At 39.4% G+C, this 16,254-nt stretch carries 20 protein-coding genes; 16 read left to right on the plus strand and 4 right to left on the minus strand.

The window, feature by feature from the left end; genetic code table 11:
* Position 1 precedes the first annotated feature (1 nt).
* The 3 genes from ACH6EI_RS07965 to gvpU are packed head-to-tail and all read left to right on the plus strand — an operon-like array spanning position 2 to position 1,656.
* Positions 2 to 304: a gas vesicle protein gene (locus ACH6EI_RS07965; RefSeq protein ID WP_028414528.1), complete on the plus strand. Its 303-nt coding sequence runs from the start codon at positions 2 to 4 to the stop codon at positions 302 to 304.
* A 36-nt stretch (positions 305 to 340) separates the two neighbouring features.
* The gene (gene gvpT / locus ACH6EI_RS07970; RefSeq protein WP_186807953.1) at positions 341 to 1,216 is read left to right on the plus strand and encodes a YtxH domain-containing protein; all 876 of its coding nucleotides are present in this window, start codon (positions 341 to 343) and stop codon (positions 1,214 to 1,216) included.
* A 23-nt stretch (positions 1,217 to 1,239) separates the two neighbouring features.
* On the plus strand, positions 1,240 to 1,656 hold the full coding sequence (gene gvpU / locus ACH6EI_RS07975; RefSeq protein ID WP_013057987.1) for a gas vesicle accessory protein GvpU: 417 nt from the start codon (positions 1,240 to 1,242) through the stop codon (positions 1,654 to 1,656).
* A gap of 30 nt (positions 1,657 to 1,686) precedes the next feature.
* On the opposite strand, the gene ACH6EI_RS07980 is transcribed toward gvpU, so the two are convergent.
* A complete protein-coding gene (locus tag ACH6EI_RS07980; protein ID WP_028414526.1) occupies positions 1,687 to 2,586 on the minus strand; it encodes an AraC family transcriptional regulator in 900 nt (299 codons plus the stop codon).
* Between the two features lie 108 nt (positions 2,587 to 2,694).
* Between ACH6EI_RS07980 and ACH6EI_RS07985 the strand changes: the two genes are divergently transcribed.
* On the plus strand, positions 2,695 to 3,615 hold the full coding sequence (locus ACH6EI_RS07985) for a DMT family transporter (RefSeq protein WP_108674793.1): 921 nt from the start codon (positions 2,695 to 2,697) through the stop codon (positions 3,613 to 3,615).
* Between the two features lie 34 nt (positions 3,616 to 3,649).
* Here the strand turns inward: ACH6EI_RS07985 and ACH6EI_RS07990 are convergent, their stop codons facing one another.
* On the minus strand, positions 3,650 to 3,865 hold the full coding sequence (locus tag ACH6EI_RS07990) for a hypothetical protein (protein WP_028414524.1): 216 nt from the start codon (positions 3,863 to 3,865) through the stop codon (positions 3,650 to 3,652).
* A 269-nt stretch (positions 3,866 to 4,134) separates the two neighbouring features.
* Here ACH6EI_RS07990 and ACH6EI_RS07995 point away from each other — a divergent pair, with 269 nt between their 5' ends.
* The 3 genes from ACH6EI_RS07995 (at position 4,135) to ACH6EI_RS08005 (ending at position 6,285) form a co-directional block, all read left to right on the plus strand.
* Positions 4,135 to 5,070, plus strand: coding sequence for an aldo/keto reductase (locus ACH6EI_RS07995; RefSeq protein WP_028414523.1), 936 nt, complete (start codon positions 4,135 to 4,137; stop codon positions 5,068 to 5,070).
* Positions 5,071 to 5,434: 364 nt separating this feature from the next.
* A complete protein-coding gene (locus tag ACH6EI_RS08000) occupies positions 5,435 to 5,818 on the plus strand; it encodes a MerR family transcriptional regulator (RefSeq protein WP_025751010.1) in 384 nt (127 codons plus the stop codon).
* Between the two features lie 20 nt (positions 5,819 to 5,838).
* Positions 5,839 to 6,285 (plus strand): GNAT family N-acetyltransferase, encoded by a 447-nt coding sequence (locus ACH6EI_RS08005; RefSeq protein WP_028414522.1) that lies wholly within the window; start codon positions 5,839 to 5,841, stop codon positions 6,283 to 6,285.
* Between the two features lie 298 nt (positions 6,286 to 6,583).
* Here ACH6EI_RS08005 and yjcZ read toward each other — a convergent pair whose 3' ends face one another.
* Positions 6,584 to 6,733 carry a sporulation protein YjcZ gene (yjcZ, locus tag ACH6EI_RS08010; protein WP_014459214.1) on the minus strand — a complete coding sequence of 50 codons (150 nt, stop codon included), beginning with the start codon at positions 6,731 to 6,733 and terminating at the stop codon, positions 6,584 to 6,586.
* Positions 6,734 to 7,249: 516 nt separating this feature from the next.
* Between yjcZ and ACH6EI_RS08015 the strand changes: the two genes are divergently transcribed.
* The 3 genes from ACH6EI_RS08015 to ACH6EI_RS08025 all read left to right on the plus strand — a co-directional run bounded on the left by ACH6EI_RS08015 (position 7,250) and on the right by ACH6EI_RS08025 (position 9,692).
* Entirely contained in the window at positions 7,250 to 7,555 is a 306-nt protein-coding gene (locus ACH6EI_RS08015) for a hypothetical protein (protein WP_051418588.1), read from the plus strand.
* A 347-nt stretch (positions 7,556 to 7,902) separates the two neighbouring features.
* The gene (locus ACH6EI_RS08020; RefSeq protein ID WP_028414520.1) at positions 7,903 to 8,475 is read left to right on the plus strand and encodes a GNAT family N-acetyltransferase; all 573 of its coding nucleotides are present in this window, start codon (positions 7,903 to 7,905) and stop codon (positions 8,473 to 8,475) included.
* Between the two features lie 80 nt (positions 8,476 to 8,555).
* Positions 8,556 to 9,692, plus strand: a complete 1,137-nt coding sequence (locus tag ACH6EI_RS08025) for a sensor histidine kinase (protein ID WP_108674792.1) — start codon at positions 8,556 to 8,558, stop codon at positions 9,690 to 9,692.
* Between the two features lie 58 nt (positions 9,693 to 9,750).
* Here the strand turns inward: ACH6EI_RS08025 and ACH6EI_RS08030 are convergent, their stop codons facing one another.
* Positions 9,751 to 10,524: a DUF2628 domain-containing protein gene (locus ACH6EI_RS08030; protein ID WP_028414518.1), complete on the minus strand. Its 774-nt coding sequence runs from the start codon at positions 10,522 to 10,524 to the stop codon at positions 9,751 to 9,753.
* 190 nt (positions 10,525 to 10,714) lie between these two features.
* Here ACH6EI_RS08030 and ACH6EI_RS08035 point away from each other — a divergent pair, with 190 nt between their 5' ends.
* The 6 genes from ACH6EI_RS08035 to ACH6EI_RS08060 all read left to right on the plus strand — a co-directional run bounded on the left by ACH6EI_RS08035 (position 10,715) and on the right by ACH6EI_RS08060 (position 16,025).
* Positions 10,715 to 11,059, plus strand: a complete 345-nt coding sequence (locus ACH6EI_RS08035) for a YunG family protein (protein WP_028414517.1) — start codon at positions 10,715 to 10,717, stop codon at positions 11,057 to 11,059.
* Positions 11,060 to 11,073: 14 nt separating this feature from the next.
* On the plus strand, positions 11,074 to 11,955 hold the full coding sequence (locus ACH6EI_RS08040; RefSeq protein ID WP_028414516.1) for a PhzF family phenazine biosynthesis protein: 882 nt from the start codon (positions 11,074 to 11,076) through the stop codon (positions 11,953 to 11,955).
* 163 nt (positions 11,956 to 12,118) lie between these two features.
* Positions 12,119 to 12,793 carry a response regulator transcription factor gene (locus ACH6EI_RS08045; protein ID WP_028414515.1) on the plus strand — a complete coding sequence of 225 codons (675 nt, stop codon included), beginning with the start codon at positions 12,119 to 12,121 and terminating at the stop codon, positions 12,791 to 12,793.
* Entirely contained in the window at positions 12,790 to 14,172 is a 1,383-nt protein-coding gene (locus tag ACH6EI_RS08050; protein WP_108674791.1) for a sensor histidine kinase, read from the plus strand. Before ACH6EI_RS08045 ends, ACH6EI_RS08050 begins: the two co-directional genes overlap by 4 nt.
* A gap of 72 nt (positions 14,173 to 14,244) precedes the next feature.
* Entirely contained in the window at positions 14,245 to 15,330 is a 1,086-nt protein-coding gene (locus ACH6EI_RS08055; protein WP_028414513.1) for an ABC transporter permease, read from the plus strand.
* Positions 15,330 to 16,025 (plus strand): ABC transporter ATP-binding protein, encoded by a 696-nt coding sequence (locus ACH6EI_RS08060; RefSeq protein ID WP_028414512.1) that lies wholly within the window; start codon positions 15,330 to 15,332, stop codon positions 16,023 to 16,025. The genes ACH6EI_RS08055 and ACH6EI_RS08060 overlap by 1 nt, the downstream gene beginning before the upstream one ends.
* The last annotated feature ends 229 nt before the right edge of the window (positions 16,026 to 16,254 follow it).

A 16,254-nucleotide genomic window follows, 5' to 3' on the forward strand; every position in this document is an offset into this window, starting at 1 on the left:
TATGGCAGTCGAACATAATATGCAGTCAAGTACGATTGTAGATGTGCTCGAAAAGATTTTGGATAAAGGAGTCGTCATAGCGGGGGACATCACCGTAGGAATTGCAGATGTCGAGCTATTAACGATAAAGATCCGCTTGATTGTGGCTTCGGTTGATAAAGCAAAAGAAATCGGCATGGACTGGTGGGAAAATGATCCCTATCTCAGTTCAAAAGGAGCCAATAGTAAAGCGCTCGAAGAAGAAAATAAAATGCTGCATGAGCGGTTAAAAACGCTTGAAGAAAAAATAGAAACAGAACGTTAAAAACTGTACGCTACTTAAAAAATGGAGGGATTTACAATGGCAACTGAAACAAAATTAGATAACACACAGGCAGAAAACAAGGAAAACAAAAATACGGAAAACGGTTCAAAAGAAAAGAACGATTCAAAAGCAAGCAAAACAACAAGCAGCGGGCCAATCAAACGAGCGGTAGCAGGAGGTATCATCGGTGCAACGATTGGATATGTATCGACTCCTGAAAATCGAAAAAGCCTTCTTGACCGCATCGATACAGACGAATTAAAAAGCAAAGCATCTGATTTAGGAACAAAGGTAAAAGAAAAATCAAAAAGCAGCGTGGCCAGCCTGAAAACATCTGCGGGAAGCTTGTTTAAAAAAGATAAATCAAAAGATGATGAAGAAAACGTAAATTCTTCTAGTAGCGAAACAGAAGACGATAACGTTCAAGAGTACGATGAGTTAAAAGAAGAAAATCAAACGCTTCAAGACCGTTTATCACAGCTTGAAGAAAAAATGAACATGCTTGTTGAGCTTAGCCTCAATAAAAATCAAAATGAAGAAGCGGAAGATACAGATTCCGACGAAGAAGAGAACGATGAGAACGAGGAAAACGAGCAGGACGATGAAAACGAAGAAGAAACATCTAAGCCTCGTAAAAAGAACAAAAAAGAAGAGGAGCAAGAAGAGGAAGAAGAAAGTGAAAGTGACGAAGACAGCGAGGAAGAAGAGGAAGATTCTCGTTCAAACAAAAAAAATAAAAAAGTAAAAACAGAAGAAGAAGACGAAGAAGAGGAAAGTGAAGAAGAAAAAAAGGAAGCGAAACCAAAAAAGTCAACAGCTAAAAAATCAAAAAATACAAAAGCAAAGAAAAACACGGATGAAGAAGATGATGACGCAACATCTCTTTCTAGTGAAGACGATACAACAGCCTAAGACGTAAAGGAGGAAAGAAATACATGAGTACAGGCCCTTCTTTTTCAACTAAAGACAATACGCTTGAATACTTTGTGAAAGCTTCTAATAAACACGGCTTTTCACTTGATATTTCATTAAATGTAAACGGCGCTGTGATTTCCGGTACCATGATTTCAGCAAAAGAATACTTTGATTACTTAAGCGAAACGTTTGAAGAAGGCAGTGAAGTGGCTCAGGCGCTAAGCGAACAATTCTCTTTAGCAAGCGAAGCGAGCGAATCAAACGGAGAAGCAGAAGCCCATTTTATTCATTTAAAAAATACAAAGATCTACTGTGGAGACAGTAAGTCTACCCCTTCAAAAGGAAAGATCTTTTGGAGAGGAAAAATAGCAGAAGTAGACGGATTCTTCTTAGGGAAGATTTCTGATGCAAAATCAACGAGTAAAAAGAGTTCATAAAAAACGGCGGGGTGATTGCCCCGCCGTTTTTTAGTGATGTGATGAGATGTGCAGCTTCTTTTTTCGATACATGAGCGGAGTCATCTTCATTTCTTTTCGAAACTGATTAATAAAATAGCTTGTACTATTAAATCCTACTTGATAGGCGACGTCCGTCACATTTGCTTCTGCTTGCTGCAGCATAACTAAGCTTTGCTGAATTCGATAGTTTAATACATAGGTCAAAGGCGATTTTTTTAACATTTTCTTGAAATATCGACAGCATTCAGAACGGCTTAATTGTCCCGCTTTGGCAATATCATCGAGCGTAATCTTTTCAGCAAAGTGCAAATGAATCCAATTCAGCATTTGCTTCATCCGCTGATTTTTGATCATTTCTTTTTCGTTGTATTTTAGCTGCAACCCGTTAAGAATTACATTTTTCCAAAGTATGCTGAGTTCAGAGGCAATCTCTATTTCATAGTGGAGCGGCTGCTTATGGATCCATGTGTATATCTTATGTATAGAATCTAACACGTTATTCCCCCAGGCTTGCTTTGGACTGATGAATAAATGTGATAGATTCGTTGCATGAATGTAGGGATAAACGTAATTTGTGAAAAGTTCTTGCGGCACAAGAAAATGAGGAGAAACATTTAAGCAAATGTACACGCAGCCAGATTTGTTTATGTCTTCAGCCATATGAAGACATTCGCTGTTAATAAACAGTCCGTAGCCTTGTTTTACAGTCACTGTTTTTTCATTTATTTGAAAAGACGCATGACCTTTTATAACCAATACAAATTGAAGCTCATCATGCCAGTGAAGAGGGATGTAGCCGTTTATGTGATCACTGATTGTTGTTTGATAACATGCCACTGGCAGCTCAACGGTGCGATGGGTCGTTAGCTCTTTTAAGTTTTCATCAATTTTAAAATGCGCTGCTGGCATACATGGCCACCTCAATATATTTATATTTTTTAATGCAATATGCGTATTTTCTGCCCCGTTTTTCATTTATTATAACACTATTCTTATAATAAAAGTGAGGGATGAAAGATGAACGATCTCAGCAGAAAAAAAGGTTTCTTTTTTGTAACAACGGGAGCTATATGTTGGGGGATGGGAGGAACGGTTGCTCAAAAGCTTTTTCAAGAATTTGAAATCAGTGTAGACTGGCTTGTTTCAGTACGGCTGCTCACTGCGGGTTTTTTGCTGCTAATGATTTCATGTATAAAAAGGAATCATTCTCACGTACTTGGAGTATGGAAGAACCGAAAGTCAGCTTTTCAGCTCGTCGTTTTTGCCATAGCTGGTATGCTCGCCGTTCAGTATACGTATATGGCTTCTATTAAGCATGGAAATGCAGCAGTAGCTACGCTGCTGCAGTATTTATCACCAGTGATGATTATCATTTATTTGCTTTTGCGCAAGCAGTCTATATTTACGCGACAAGACGTCATCACTGTTCTGCTGGCACTGGGGGGCTGCTTTTTTTTATTAACAAACGGCTCTATTTCTCAGCTGTCTGTTCCTGTATCTGCCGTTGTTTGGGGAGTGCTGTCAGGCGTAGCGGCTGCTTTTTATACGCTGTATGCAGTTCCGCTGATCAAAAAGTACAGTTCGCTTGTCATCGTTGGCTGGTCAATGGTAATTGGGGGAAGCGTAATGAGCTTTATTCATCCTCCTTGGGAAGCGTCAAGCTTATCACCAATAACCTGGGGATATATTTTATTTGTCATTATTTTTGGCACGATGCTTGCTTTTTGGTTTTATGTAGAAAGTCTGCAAAGTCTTTTACCTAAAGAAACGAGTTTGCTTGGAAGTTTAGAGCCTTTAGCCGCTGTTATCACAACCGTTGTTTGGCTGAAAGAGCCTTTTGGTTTTTATCAATGGATGGGCACAGCTTGTATTATTGGATTAGTTTTATTACTCACACGAACGAAACAAGTATCTTCTGAGACGACACTTTCAGCATAAATGGGGGCTTGCTAAAAGAAGAAGCAAACCAATGTCACTTTGCCGCCGAATCTGTAGAAACTCGTTTGACTTTTAAAATCTTTACATATTGAATAAACACTCTTTCTTTTGTAGAGACATTTAATTTAGCAAGTCTTGATGCGTCATCTCGGTTTTTAGCAGCTTCTACTACAAAAGTTCCTTTGATTTTGGCTTCATCTTTTAGAACGGAATAATGTATTTCAAATTGTTTTGTTTTCGTTTTCTCCATGGTGATAAACTCCTTTGCCTGATAAATTAATGTATTGCTATGAAATAAGCTTTGATAAAAAGGAAGAAAAGAACGTAACATATACTACTAAATCAAATGCAAAGCGGCAGTGACTTTTATCACACCACAACCTAGTATTTCATCTTTTTACCAAAAAAGATAGGGTGTTTTACCGCCGCTGCTTGCAAAATCTTTTATTCTTTCTGCTTGACCTAGAGTTAACTCTATGGTTTATCTTGTAGTAGTATCATTTCAAGGAGGGGCTTTACATGAAGTATCATACAATTGCTAATACTGACTTACACGTATCAAATTTAATTATGGGAAACATGCGTTTAACAGAGCTTTCTTTACAAGAAGCAGAGAAGCTAATCCGCACAGCGATGGAAGAAGAAATTAACTTTTTTGATCATGCTGATATTTACGGTCCTGATTATGTAGGGCAATGCGAAGAATATTTTGCAAACGCTATACAAATGAACCCAAGTCTTCGTGAAAAAATGGTGATTCAAAGCAAATGCGGCATTAACGCAGCGGAAAATTACTATGACTTTTCAAAGAAGCATATCATAGACTCTGTTAACGGCAGCTTAGAGCGTTTAAAAACAGATTACTTAGATCTTTTATTACTGCATCGTCCAGATCCACTAATGGACCCTGAAGAAGTAGCAGAAGCATTTAACGAACTGCAAAACAGCGGAAAGGTACGTCACTTTGGTGTATCGAATCACAACCCAGCGCAAATTCAGCTGCTTGAAAAATATATTAACCAAAAGCTTGTCGTAAACCAAGTGCAGTTCAGCATCGCACATACGCCAATCATTGATTCTGGTATTTCGTTAAACATGGGAATTGATCAAGCTGTTAACCGCGACAGCAGCGTGCTTGAATATTGCCGTTTGAACGATATCACGCTTCAAGCATGGTCGCCGTTCCAAAACGGATTTTTTGAAGGTCCTTTCCTAGGTGATAAAGAGAAATTTGGAAAGCTAAACGAAGTAATTGATCGCATCGCAAGTAAATATAGCGTGACGAATACAGCGATTGCCGTTGCGTGGATTACAACGCATCCTGCAAATATTCAAGTAGTACTTGGTACGACAAATATTCAGCGTATGAAAGATGCAAGCAAAGGTTCAGAAATCAAGTTAACACGCCAAGAATGGTACGATATTTATAAAGCCGCTGGCAACATGGTGCCTTAACCGCTTTAGTCTCTAAAATAAAACAGGTAACTCCGTTCGAACATAGAACGGAGTTACCTGCGTTTTACGATAAGAACTACTGGTTAAGCTAGAAAAAGAGTTAGCAGCAGCTCAATTATTTTTGTGACGCCAAAACCTAATAAAAAGGCAATAAAACCGCCGATTACAATGGTAAGCATCATGTGAGCAGTATTCATCGTATCATCCTTTCTGAGTTGAATGTATGTTGCTGCTTGTACAAAAAGTCTGCAGCATAAAAAGCGCAATGAAGAAGACTCTAAAAGAATAAATCCTCGAGATAACTAGAGGTCAAGGCAAAATCATGATGTTTTTCTGAGAAGGTTAAGATGTAGGAGGAAGCAGTATGACGTATACCATTTCACAAGTTGCGAAGAAATTGAACGTGACAATTTATACCATTCGCTATTATGATAAAGAAGGGCTTTTTCCATTTTTAGATCGTACAGCGTCAGGAAATCGTATTTTTAAAGAACAAGATATTGAATGGATTGATTTAATTTGCTGTTTAAAAAGCACGGGTATGCAAATCAAGGATATTCGAACGCTTATTGAAAACTGTACGCTTGAAAATGCCGTGCTTGATAAAAGTCTGCAAATGCTGATGGACCATAAAAAAGCGGTGCAAAAAGAAATCGAAGAAATCCATCACAAGCTTGAGACGATTGATTATAAAATTAAGCACCTGCCGGAAATGTACGAGCGAATTGTTAACAAGCCTTCAAACTAAACAAAAAAGGAAGCGTAAAAATGATCGAAAAAGTAGTACCTCTCACTGCAGAGAATATACAGCAGTGCATTGACTTGTATCTAGATGTATTTACAAAAAAGCCTTGGGATGAACCATGGACGGAAGAATCAGCTAAAGAAAGGCTGACTGATCTACTGAACACGCCTAAATTTATAGGCTATTTATTTTATGACCAAGGAGAGTTGATTGGAATGATTGCAGGTCACGCGAAAAAATCATACAGCGGTATGACCTTTTACGTGGCCGAGCTTTGCGTCAGTGCAAGCGTGCAAGGAAAAGGATATGGTTCAGCTATCTTAAGCCGGTTTGAGAACGAACTTCAAAGACACGATATCAACAGCTTGTATCTCTTAACGGCGACTGGAGGAGCTGCACAGGCTTTTTATGAAAGAAACGGCTATACTGTAAATGATCAGCGGGTCGTCTTGAAAAAATCGTTTGTATAATTTTTTACATAAAGCGGGAAGAGAGCTGCAGAGTGGCTCTCTTTTTAATTACTCTTTTTACCTATTAATATGTAGAAGAAAGGGAAGTATGAACAAGAAAAATAAGGTAATGAGAAGGCGTAAACAAGGAACGGTAGATTAAAAAGCCCGTGGTTTTTTCTCAGTGGTGAGTCTCATTGTGAGCACACCTAAAAACAGTGCCCATTATGTGGACACTGCTTTTTCATAATAAAGTGGAAAGCTAGCTTTTGGTAAAAAAATTAGTGAAAATGAAGCTGTTCATCATTATTTCTAATGATTAGCAACCGCCAAATCCTCCCCAGCAAGCACAGCCGATGATGATTAATAAAATGAATAATACGATGATTAAAGCAAAGCCACTGCCAAATCCGCAGCCGCCACCGCCGTAACCGTAACCGCCATAACCACAGCCACCATAGAAGCCCATATAGTTCACCTCCAAGTTCTGAGTACATTTTTAACATATGCCTGAAATGCAAAAGTGCTCCAAAAATATCCAATGATTTCAATGAAAATAAAAAAAGATAAGAAAATAAGATGGACACGGTACTTTTTCTCACTTTCTACATAGGATGAATCATCCCAAGATCTCATATATGAGCCCCCATGTTATAACGAAGCAGGCTAATACCACTTCCTCCTTAGCCTGCGTACATAATGAAGTAGAAGCCGAAGAATTTTTTCTTCGGCTTCTTGTTTTTTACTATGAAGTAAACATGTTAGTACTTTCCGTATACCCTTCTAAGTCAGGATCCGCTTCTTTTGTATGTATTAGGTACTAAAGAGAAATCAAGCTCATTTTCATATAAACTTAGTCATTTGCTTTTTTTTGTAATTCTTTTCCCTTATTTTCAGCATAACCAAGATATTTGCCCAAGACAGCGAATAGGTAAATGCATATTCTTGGGTGAAAGTAAAAAATAAAAAAACGGAGGTTTCTCTTATGGATTCAGAAATGCATTTTTTACCTACTATGTATGCTCAAGATCATCAACTTCAACACGCAGATGAAAGGTTTATTGGCAGGCCGTTTGGCTTTGGCAGACCGTTTGGTTTTGGACGCCCGTTTGGCTTTGGCTTTGGCAGACCATTCGGCTATGGCTTTGGAGGTCCATTTTTAGGAGGATTAACAGGTGGGCTAGTAGCAGGCTCACTGCTATCACCATATGGCTATGGCGGTTACGGATACGGTTACGGTGGTTATCCGTATGGCGGCTACGGCGGTTATGGCTTTGGCTGCGGCTGTTAAATATAAATAAAAGAAAAATCTCAGAAGAAGTATTTTTTATATCATTCTTTTCTATAAGGAAGTCTGTTTGGAAACGTAAGGCATTATATCCATCCACAGTGAATCAGAACGTACACCCCATCTCATATATAAAACCACCTGGTCATTTTTCCAGGTGGTTTTTGATTTTACATAGTGAAGAAATAAAAAATAGTGGCAGGAAGAGATAAAGAAAAGATGTTAGAATCGTGCTTTTGGTTCTTTACATTACAGTAAGAAACGCTTACTATGTGAGAAAATGGAAGATATTAACGAAGCATTCTTTTTACACAACTTTCTGTGAGAAGTAAAAGAGGGAGAGACATAACATGATTGAAAGCCACACTATTTATTTGCGCCCGTTGACTGCCAGCGATGCGCACGACAGCCTCCGATTGCAAAAGGACAATCGAGACTTTTTTAAGCAGTTTTCTATGAGTCGAGAGCATTCTTTTTATACATTAGAGAGCCAAGTAGAAAAAATTCAGCGTCACGAAGAGAATAGGAAAAACGATCAAGAATACTATTTTGGTCTTTTTCAAAAAGAGAATAATAAATTAATTGGCACCATTAGTCTTTTTCAAGTGATGCGGGGATCTTTACAAAGCGCAGTTATCGGCTATTTTTTAGATCACCATCATAATGGGAAAGGGTACGCAACAGAAGCCATAAAAGCACTTGTTGACTATGCGTTTGAAGAGCTGCATCTTCACCGCATTGAAGCTGGGGTGATGCCACGTAATGTGCCTTCTCAGCGCGTACTCGAAAAAGCTGGGTTTCATAGAGAAGGAATCGCTAGAAAAAATGTAAATATTAATGGCATATGGGAAGATCATCAAGTCTTAGCTATCCTTAACCCTAATGACAAAATAGAAGAAATAAACGAGTTCTTAAAATTTTGATATACGTTTGTACATTTAAAATTTATAATGAGAATAAGAGAATAGAACAGTCTATATTTAAATAGTAGGTGACTAAGGTAATGGAAGAGAGGAACATCAATGAAAAAGCCGTTTGGGATGTATTGCAGATGGCCAGCGAAGTAGTCGGAAGCAGGACGCTGTTTGTAGGGATTTTCGACGAACAATTTTCAGTTATGAAAGCCTTTAATAAAGAAGGGGGAAGCCTTGTAGAGGATGGACTGATGCTGCCGTTAGAGCTTGCGGTATGCAACTTAGTCACGTGTGATGAACCCCTTGTTATTCCCAATACAAAACGCGATGTTAGAACGTCTAATTTAGCCATCATTGATGGTGCCCGGGTAGGTTCTTATTTAGGAACACCTATTGTGCTAGAAGATGGGAGAATGTTTGGTACCTTATGTGCGGTCGATCCGGATCCTTATCCGTTTAGCGAAAGTGAAATTCAAGGGTTAAACCGGCTGGCTGGTATTTTGTCTCATATTATTTATAAAAATCAAGCGGCTGTTTTGCCGAAAATTCAAGAGAAAATTCTGCAGCTTGATAAGCTGGCACTCGTAGGGCAGCTAGCAGCAGGGTTAGCGCATGAGATTCGAAACCCGATGCAGTCGGTGCGCGGCTTTATTCAATTTTTATTTAATGAAAATGAGCAGGCAGAGCCTTTTCAAAAAATTGTTCTTGATGAACTGGATCGTATGAATGAACTTATTAACAACTTCTTGCTTGTCACGCAGCCAACAGCGCCTAAAAAAGAAATCGTATCGATTGTAGAAGTTATTCATGATACCGTTGCTTTCTTGAAAAGTGAAGCTGCGCTGTATAATGTCGAAATGAACGTAAGAATAGAAGGAGCCATTCCACTTGTATCAGTCGATCCTGCTCAAATGAGACAAGTGTTTATGAATCTTTTGAAAAATGCCATTGAAGCAATGGAGAAAAAGAAACACGGGGAAGTAAATCTTATTATCAAAGAATGGGAAGATTGGGCTCTTATTGACATTCAAGATACCGGTTCTGGGATTCCGCTATCCATTATTAATAAAGTAGGAAATCCGTTTTTCTCAACAAAAGATGGAACAGGCATGGGGTTAGGGCTTTCTATTTGTAAAACGATCATCAACGAGCATAACGGTACGCTTGCGATTGAAAGTGATGAGAACGGGACAGTAGTGACGGTGAAGCTGCCTTTGACGCTTTAAGATAAAACAAAAAAGAAAGGAGAGTACGCACTCATCCTTTCTTTTTTGGCTGACTTTTTTAATATGCTGAACTGTCTTCAATCCAGTATTCATAGTCTTCCGCATCTTTTTTGTTTAACTTTTTGCCGTTGATGTAAATTTTGTCCCATTCGTAAATTTGTTTATCCAAATAAACGTTAAACACAATGCGCACATGCTCTTTTTCTGTATAATCGTAGCCGGTAAATTGTACAACGTGATGACGGCCTTCTTTTTTAATATAGGTCCATTTTGGATGATCGTTGTACGTTTCAAGCGTAATTGCTTCGTCGCCGTAGCGAACCACATCTTTAATATTTGTTTTTGTTGGTAAATATGATAATCCCGCTCCGACTCCAAACGTAATCACAAGCGCTAAGATACTTAAACCAATAGCAATTCCGATGTGAGTGCCGCCTTTTATTTGCAAATAAGCTTCTTTCCGCTGCTCCGGCTGAGCTTCGGCTCGAGCTAACACGTTTTTAACGTGTTTATAATACCAGCGGTTGGCACATAGCCCTGTAATAAGTGAAGCACCGCCGAATACAATTGCATCCGACCACTCTGGTATGTCTACAAAGCACAAAAGGGAAAACCAAAATACTTCAATAAGCGTTAAAATAAAAAAGTGCTTATACATTTTTCGGTATGCAAACCAAGCGCTTGTCAGAAAAAAGGCTGCCCAGTTCCACGTGTTGTTTTTAGCTGGATTGGCTGTTTTTCCCCATTTCAAATCATAATACGGCGTATTTGTTTGAACTACTTTATACTCTTCTTCAAAAGACAGGAGTTCATTTACTGCTTGTTCTTCCATTTAAAACACCTTTCATTGTTTATAATCTATCATCTAAAATGACTCTATTATTATACATTATTTCTAGTATTTTTCTATTCTTCCTTAAATTATTTTTAAAGTAAGAATATTTGCGCTGTCAATTTTTTAATGAGAACTTTCATAAAAAAGAAGAATATGGTAGATTTGAAGAAAAAGGAGCTTCCCCAACGTGAATCGTTTAAAGAAAGCCCTGCATCAATCGTGGTCAATTCATTCGAGCACGAAGTGGACGGCTGACAATCCTGCTAAAGGACAGTGCGGCGTGACAGCTCTTGTCGTTCAAGATATCAAAGGAGGAGATATTTTAAAAACTCCGTGTAAAGAAGGCTGGCATTTCTATAATCAGCTCAACGAACAGCGCTATGATTTTACACAAGAACAATTTCGTGAGCCTCTCCATTACGCAGATATTTTATCCAGTCGGGAAGAAGCGTTTATGGATACGAATGAGGAGCAATATGAGGCTTTAAAGAAAAAAGTAATGACCCATTTTGTACATAAAAATTTGCGTTAGAAAGGAACACAGGAATGAAAACTATTCAGTATTCCATTGTTGATGTATTTGCACAGAGAAAATATACGGGAAATCAGCTAGCCGTTTTTAAAGACGCAGGAAGCCTTTCAGACAAAGAGATGCAGCAAATGGCTAAAGAAATTAATTTCTCTGAAACGACGTTCATTACGTCGGCTTCTCCGCAAAAAGGAGAATATGACGTGCGGATTTTTACACCTAATGAAGAAGTACCATTTGCAGGCCATCCGACGCTCGGTACCGCTTGTGTTATCCGAGAAGAACTAGAAGAAAAAGATACAGAGGAGCTTATTCTTCATTATAAAGCAGGTCCTACGCCCGTTACATATGATGAACAAAAAGATGTACTGTGGATGACACAAGGTCAGCCGACGTTTGGGAAAGTGTTAGATAAAAAGCAGGTGGCGGACGTGTTAAACCTTGATGAAACTTATATCGATATGCGTTTTCCCGTTCAAGAAGTATCCACGGGTCTGCCGGTCATCCTTGTCCCGTTAACATCATTAGAAGCAGCTAAAGAGATAAACGTAGACAAAGAAAAATATTTCAAGCTGATAGAAAACACGGAAGCAAAAGCAATTATGGTCTTTTCACCGGAAACCTATCACGAAGATCATCACGTAAACGTGCGAGATTTTGCTGATTATTACGGCGTTCCAGAAGATGCGGCAACTGGCAGCGCCAACGGCTGTTTAGCAGCATATTTAGTCAAATACGGTTATTTTAATCAGCAAGCTATTGACATATGTGTAGAACAAGGATACGAAATAGGAAGACCTTCACTGCTGTATGTAAAAGCTAGTTATGACGGAGAAACTTTTCACATTAAAGTAGGCGGAAAAGTAGAGATGATTGCGCGCGGTGAATGGATTTTGTAACAAGCTGTTCATCTGCTGTTCACAATAAGTCTCTACCCTAATAAAAACGCAATATGAACACGGCGTTTGGTTACACTAGTAAACAGATAGAAAGTGAAAGAATAAATGATGGCGGCCAAAAGGCCGCCATTTTAAATGGTTCATAAAAGGAGTGGTAGAAAAAATGATTCACATTTTACTGGCGGATGACGATGAGCATATGCGGCAATTAGTTCGTCACTATTTGCAGCTTGAAGGCTATATGGTTCATGAAGCAAAAGACGGAGAGGAAGCTTCGGGTCTGCTTGCTAAGCAGCACATTCATTTAGCGGTTGTCGATATTATGATGCCTCATAAAGATGGATATGAAGTTTGCGAAGAAATACGCAGCTACTATGATTTTCCCATTATTTTATTAACAGCAAAAGATCAGCTCGAAGACAAAGAAAAAGGCTTTTTAGCGGGAACGGATGACTATGTGACAAAGCCGTTTGAACCAAAAGAATTGATTTTCCGAATCAAAGCACTGCTTCGCCGATACGAAGTGGTAAATGAAAAGATGATCGTACTGAACAGCACCTCTATTGACCGAAAAAGCTATGAAGTGCACTGCAGCGGACGACTGTTCATTCTTCCAATGAAAGAATTTGAATTATTAGCTCAGCTCGCGAGCTATCCAGGAAGAATTTTCACAAGAGAAGAATTAATTCATCTGATATGGGGAGCGGATTTTAACGGAGATAACCGCACAATTGATGTACACGTAAAAAGGCTGCGCGAGCGGTTTGAACATACCGATGATTTTGTCATTACGACGGTTCGAGGCGTCGGCTATAAGCTTGAGGTGACGGCAAAATGAAGACGCTCTATTTGCGGATTGTCCTGACAACGATTGCTGTGATGGTATTTAGCAGTCTCCTCGCGTTTATTGTGGCGAACGTTTATTATCAGTACAGCTTAAAACCTTATAACGATCAAAAGCTTACGCGTATGGCAAAAGACATTGTGAGCTTTTACGAAAGCAATAGAGGCGTAGATCAACAGTCTTATTTACAGCATATTAGTAAACTTGGCTATCAAATATATGTAGTGGACAGCACTGGACATGAGACGTTTTACGGACGAGAGTTTAGAAACCAGCGCTTAGAAAAGAGTGCTGTCAAACAAGTGTTAGAAGGCAAAATGTATCACGGAATTGCAAACTTTCCTTCACAGGTGTTTGTGACGGGGTTTTTTGATAATGTGTTAGCTAATACCATCGGCGTGCCGTTAAAAGGAGAGGGTAACAAGCAGCAAGCGCTGTTTATTCGCCCTGATATTCAGCTGCAGTTCGGGGAAATGCGCATTTTTTTCTCGGTCATTTTACTGCTGATGATTGTATTAAGCATTTTGTTTGTACTTATTAGCACGCGTTATTTAGTAAAACCAATCGTCAAGCTAACGAAAGCAACAAAGCAAGTGGCGAAAGGAAAATACAACGTTGAGCTGTACGTAAAGCGCCGAGACGAAATCGGCGCGCTTGCTTCACATTTTTCCGAAATGGCTAAAAGTTTAGAGCAGCTTGAAGAGATGCGCCAGGAATTTGTATCGAACGTGTCACATGAAATTCAGTCTCCGCTGGCGTCCATTCAAGGGTTTTCGAAAACGCTCCGTTCTGCTGACCTTTCAGATGAACAAAGAAATGAGTATCTGTCTATTATTGAAGAAGAAAGCCGGCGCATGTCGTCCCTCAGCAAACAGCTGCTTACGCTTGCTTCACTTGATAAAGAAAGTGAGCATATCGAAAAAAGCACGTTTGACGTTGCAACTCAAATCAAGCAAGTGCTGTTCATGACGGAGTGGAGCTGGCGTGAAAAAGAATTGGCCATTGAAATGGATCTTCCTTCAACGATGATTTCAGGCGATCAAAAACTGCTTCATCAAGTGTGGACAAATTTGATTACTAACAGCGTAAAGTTCACGGAAGAAGGAGGAACGCTGTCTCTTCGCGTTGGTATGGAAGATACGTATTGCCACGTGGAGTTTCAAGATACGGGAATCGGTATGTCAAAAGAAAGCCTCCCGCATATTTTTAATCGTTTTTATAAGGAAGATAAAGCAAGAAGCCGGACGGAAGGAAGCAGCGGTCTTGGTTTAGCGATTGTGAAGCAAATTGTCGACATGCACGGAGGTTCCATTCACGTTGAAAGCGAAAAAGGAAAAGGCAGCACTTTTCACGTCTATCTTCCGAAAATGTAATGAGCCGTTCATCTTCCATTCATTTTCTGTTTTTATACTTTAAATAGAATGAAAAAAGGAGATGAAAGAAAGATGTTTTTGGCTTTACGTGAATTAAAACATGCGAAGCTGCGCTACTTACTCATTGGCGTGATTATGGTGTTAATTGTATGGCTTGTGCTTTTTGTATCAGGCTTAGCAAAAGGGCTTTCCTCTGACAATGCTTCAGCTGTTCAAGAAATGAAAGGAAATTACGTTGCGCTTCAAAAAGAAGCGGATCAGCGCCTGACGCGCTCTGTTTTATCAACAAACAAAACAGAAGATATTCAACAACTAAGGGGAAAGAAAAAAGCTGAGCCGCTTGGTGTGATGATGACAGCCGTTATAAATGAAGGAAAAGAGAAAAAAATAGACGCCTCGTTTTTTGCCATAAGCACAAGCGGCTTTTTAGCTCCGAACATAACGGAAGGGAAGATGATTACGGACGATGCGAAACATGAAGCCGTGGCGGACTCTTCGCTAAAAGAAGAAGGAGTAAAGCTAGGTGATACGATAAAAGATACGGCTTCAGGAAAAAGCTTTACAATTGTTGGTTTTACAAAAAATCAGTCGTTTAGTCACGCGCCTGTTATTCATATTAATCTTACAGAGTGGAAGACAATTGAAAGCACAGGTGCTTTTAATGCAGTCGTATTGAATATGAACAGCCAGCAAGCACAGACTCTTCAAAAAAAAGAAGCTGAAATCGATGTAATCAGTAAGGATGAAGCGTTAAAAGGAATTCCGGGTTATCAAGAAGAACAGGGCTCACTTTTAATGATGGTCGCGTTTCTGTTTATCATTGGAGCTTTTGTCTTAGCCGTTTTCTTCTACGTGATGACGCTTCAAAAAATGAATCAGTTTGGCGTGTTAAAAGCGATAGGAGCAAAAACAAGCTATTTAGCGCGAACGATTTTATCTCAAGTGGTTGTGTTAACTTTATGCAGTCTCGCTATTAGTATTGGATTGACATACGGAGTAGCTGCTATATTGCCTGATTCAATGCCATTTCACTTGGATTTATCGCTAATCGCAGGCTGCTCCGCGCTGTTTATAGCCGTTTCTGTACTGAGTTCATTATTGTCGCTGTATCGCGTAGCAAAAGTAGATGCGGTTGAAGCGATTGGGAGGGCTGTATAATGAGTGAAGAAAAATTAGTTTTAGAGAGTGTTAGCAAGTCGTTTGGAGACGGAGAAAACGCTGTAGTCGTGTTAAATGATCTATCGCTGCGTGTAAAAGCGGGAGAGCTTGTGGCGATTGTCGGTCCTTCTGGTTCTGGGAAAAGTACCTTTTTATCCATTGCTGGCGCGCTGCTTTCACCGTCTAGCGGACGTGTAATTATTGACGGAGACGAGATTAATAAAATGTCTCCATCACAAATGAACAGCATTCGTCTCAAGAAAATCGGCTTTATCTTTCAATCAGCTAATTTAATCCCGTATTTAACGGTTCGCGATCAGCTTCTTCTTGTCACGGAACTAGAAGGAAATCGAAATCAAGAAGCAAAAAAAAGAGCGGATGATTTGCTTGAAAAGCTCGGGCTTGCCCATCGAAAACATCACTATCCTGAAAGTCTATCCGGCGGAGAGCGCCAGCGGGTAGCGATTGCAAGAGCGTGGATGAATAACCCTGAAATTATCTTCGCAGACGAGCCGACGGCAAGCTTGGATTCAGAGCGAGGAAGAGCGGTCGTTCAAATGCTTGCAGATGAAGTGAAGCTAAGGGGAAAAGCGGCTGTAATGGTTACCCATGACCAAAGAATGCTGGATTTATGCGATCGCGTTGTGTGGATGGAAGATGGGAAATTAGTAGAATCAAATAGCGTGCAAGTCTAAAAAAGTGCTGCTCTTGACAAGAGCAGCACTTTTTTGCGTTCTTCATCATGTGCATATTTGTCGTCTCGGTTTGGCGCCTTCATACGTTCACTCCTTTATTAGTAAATCAGTTAGGTATTCATATTCCATTTTATTAAAAAGCGTGTATTGAAAATAAAGCAATGCTATTTAGAAAGTAAGAAACAGGAGATAACAGAACAATGAAGAAATAGTAAAAAGGTGATGAAAT

This window comes from Priestia sp. JSM ZJ58, assembly GCF_044383985.1.
Classification (GTDB): domain Bacteria; phylum Bacillota; class Bacilli; order Bacillales; family Bacillaceae_H; genus Priestia; species Priestia zanthoxyli.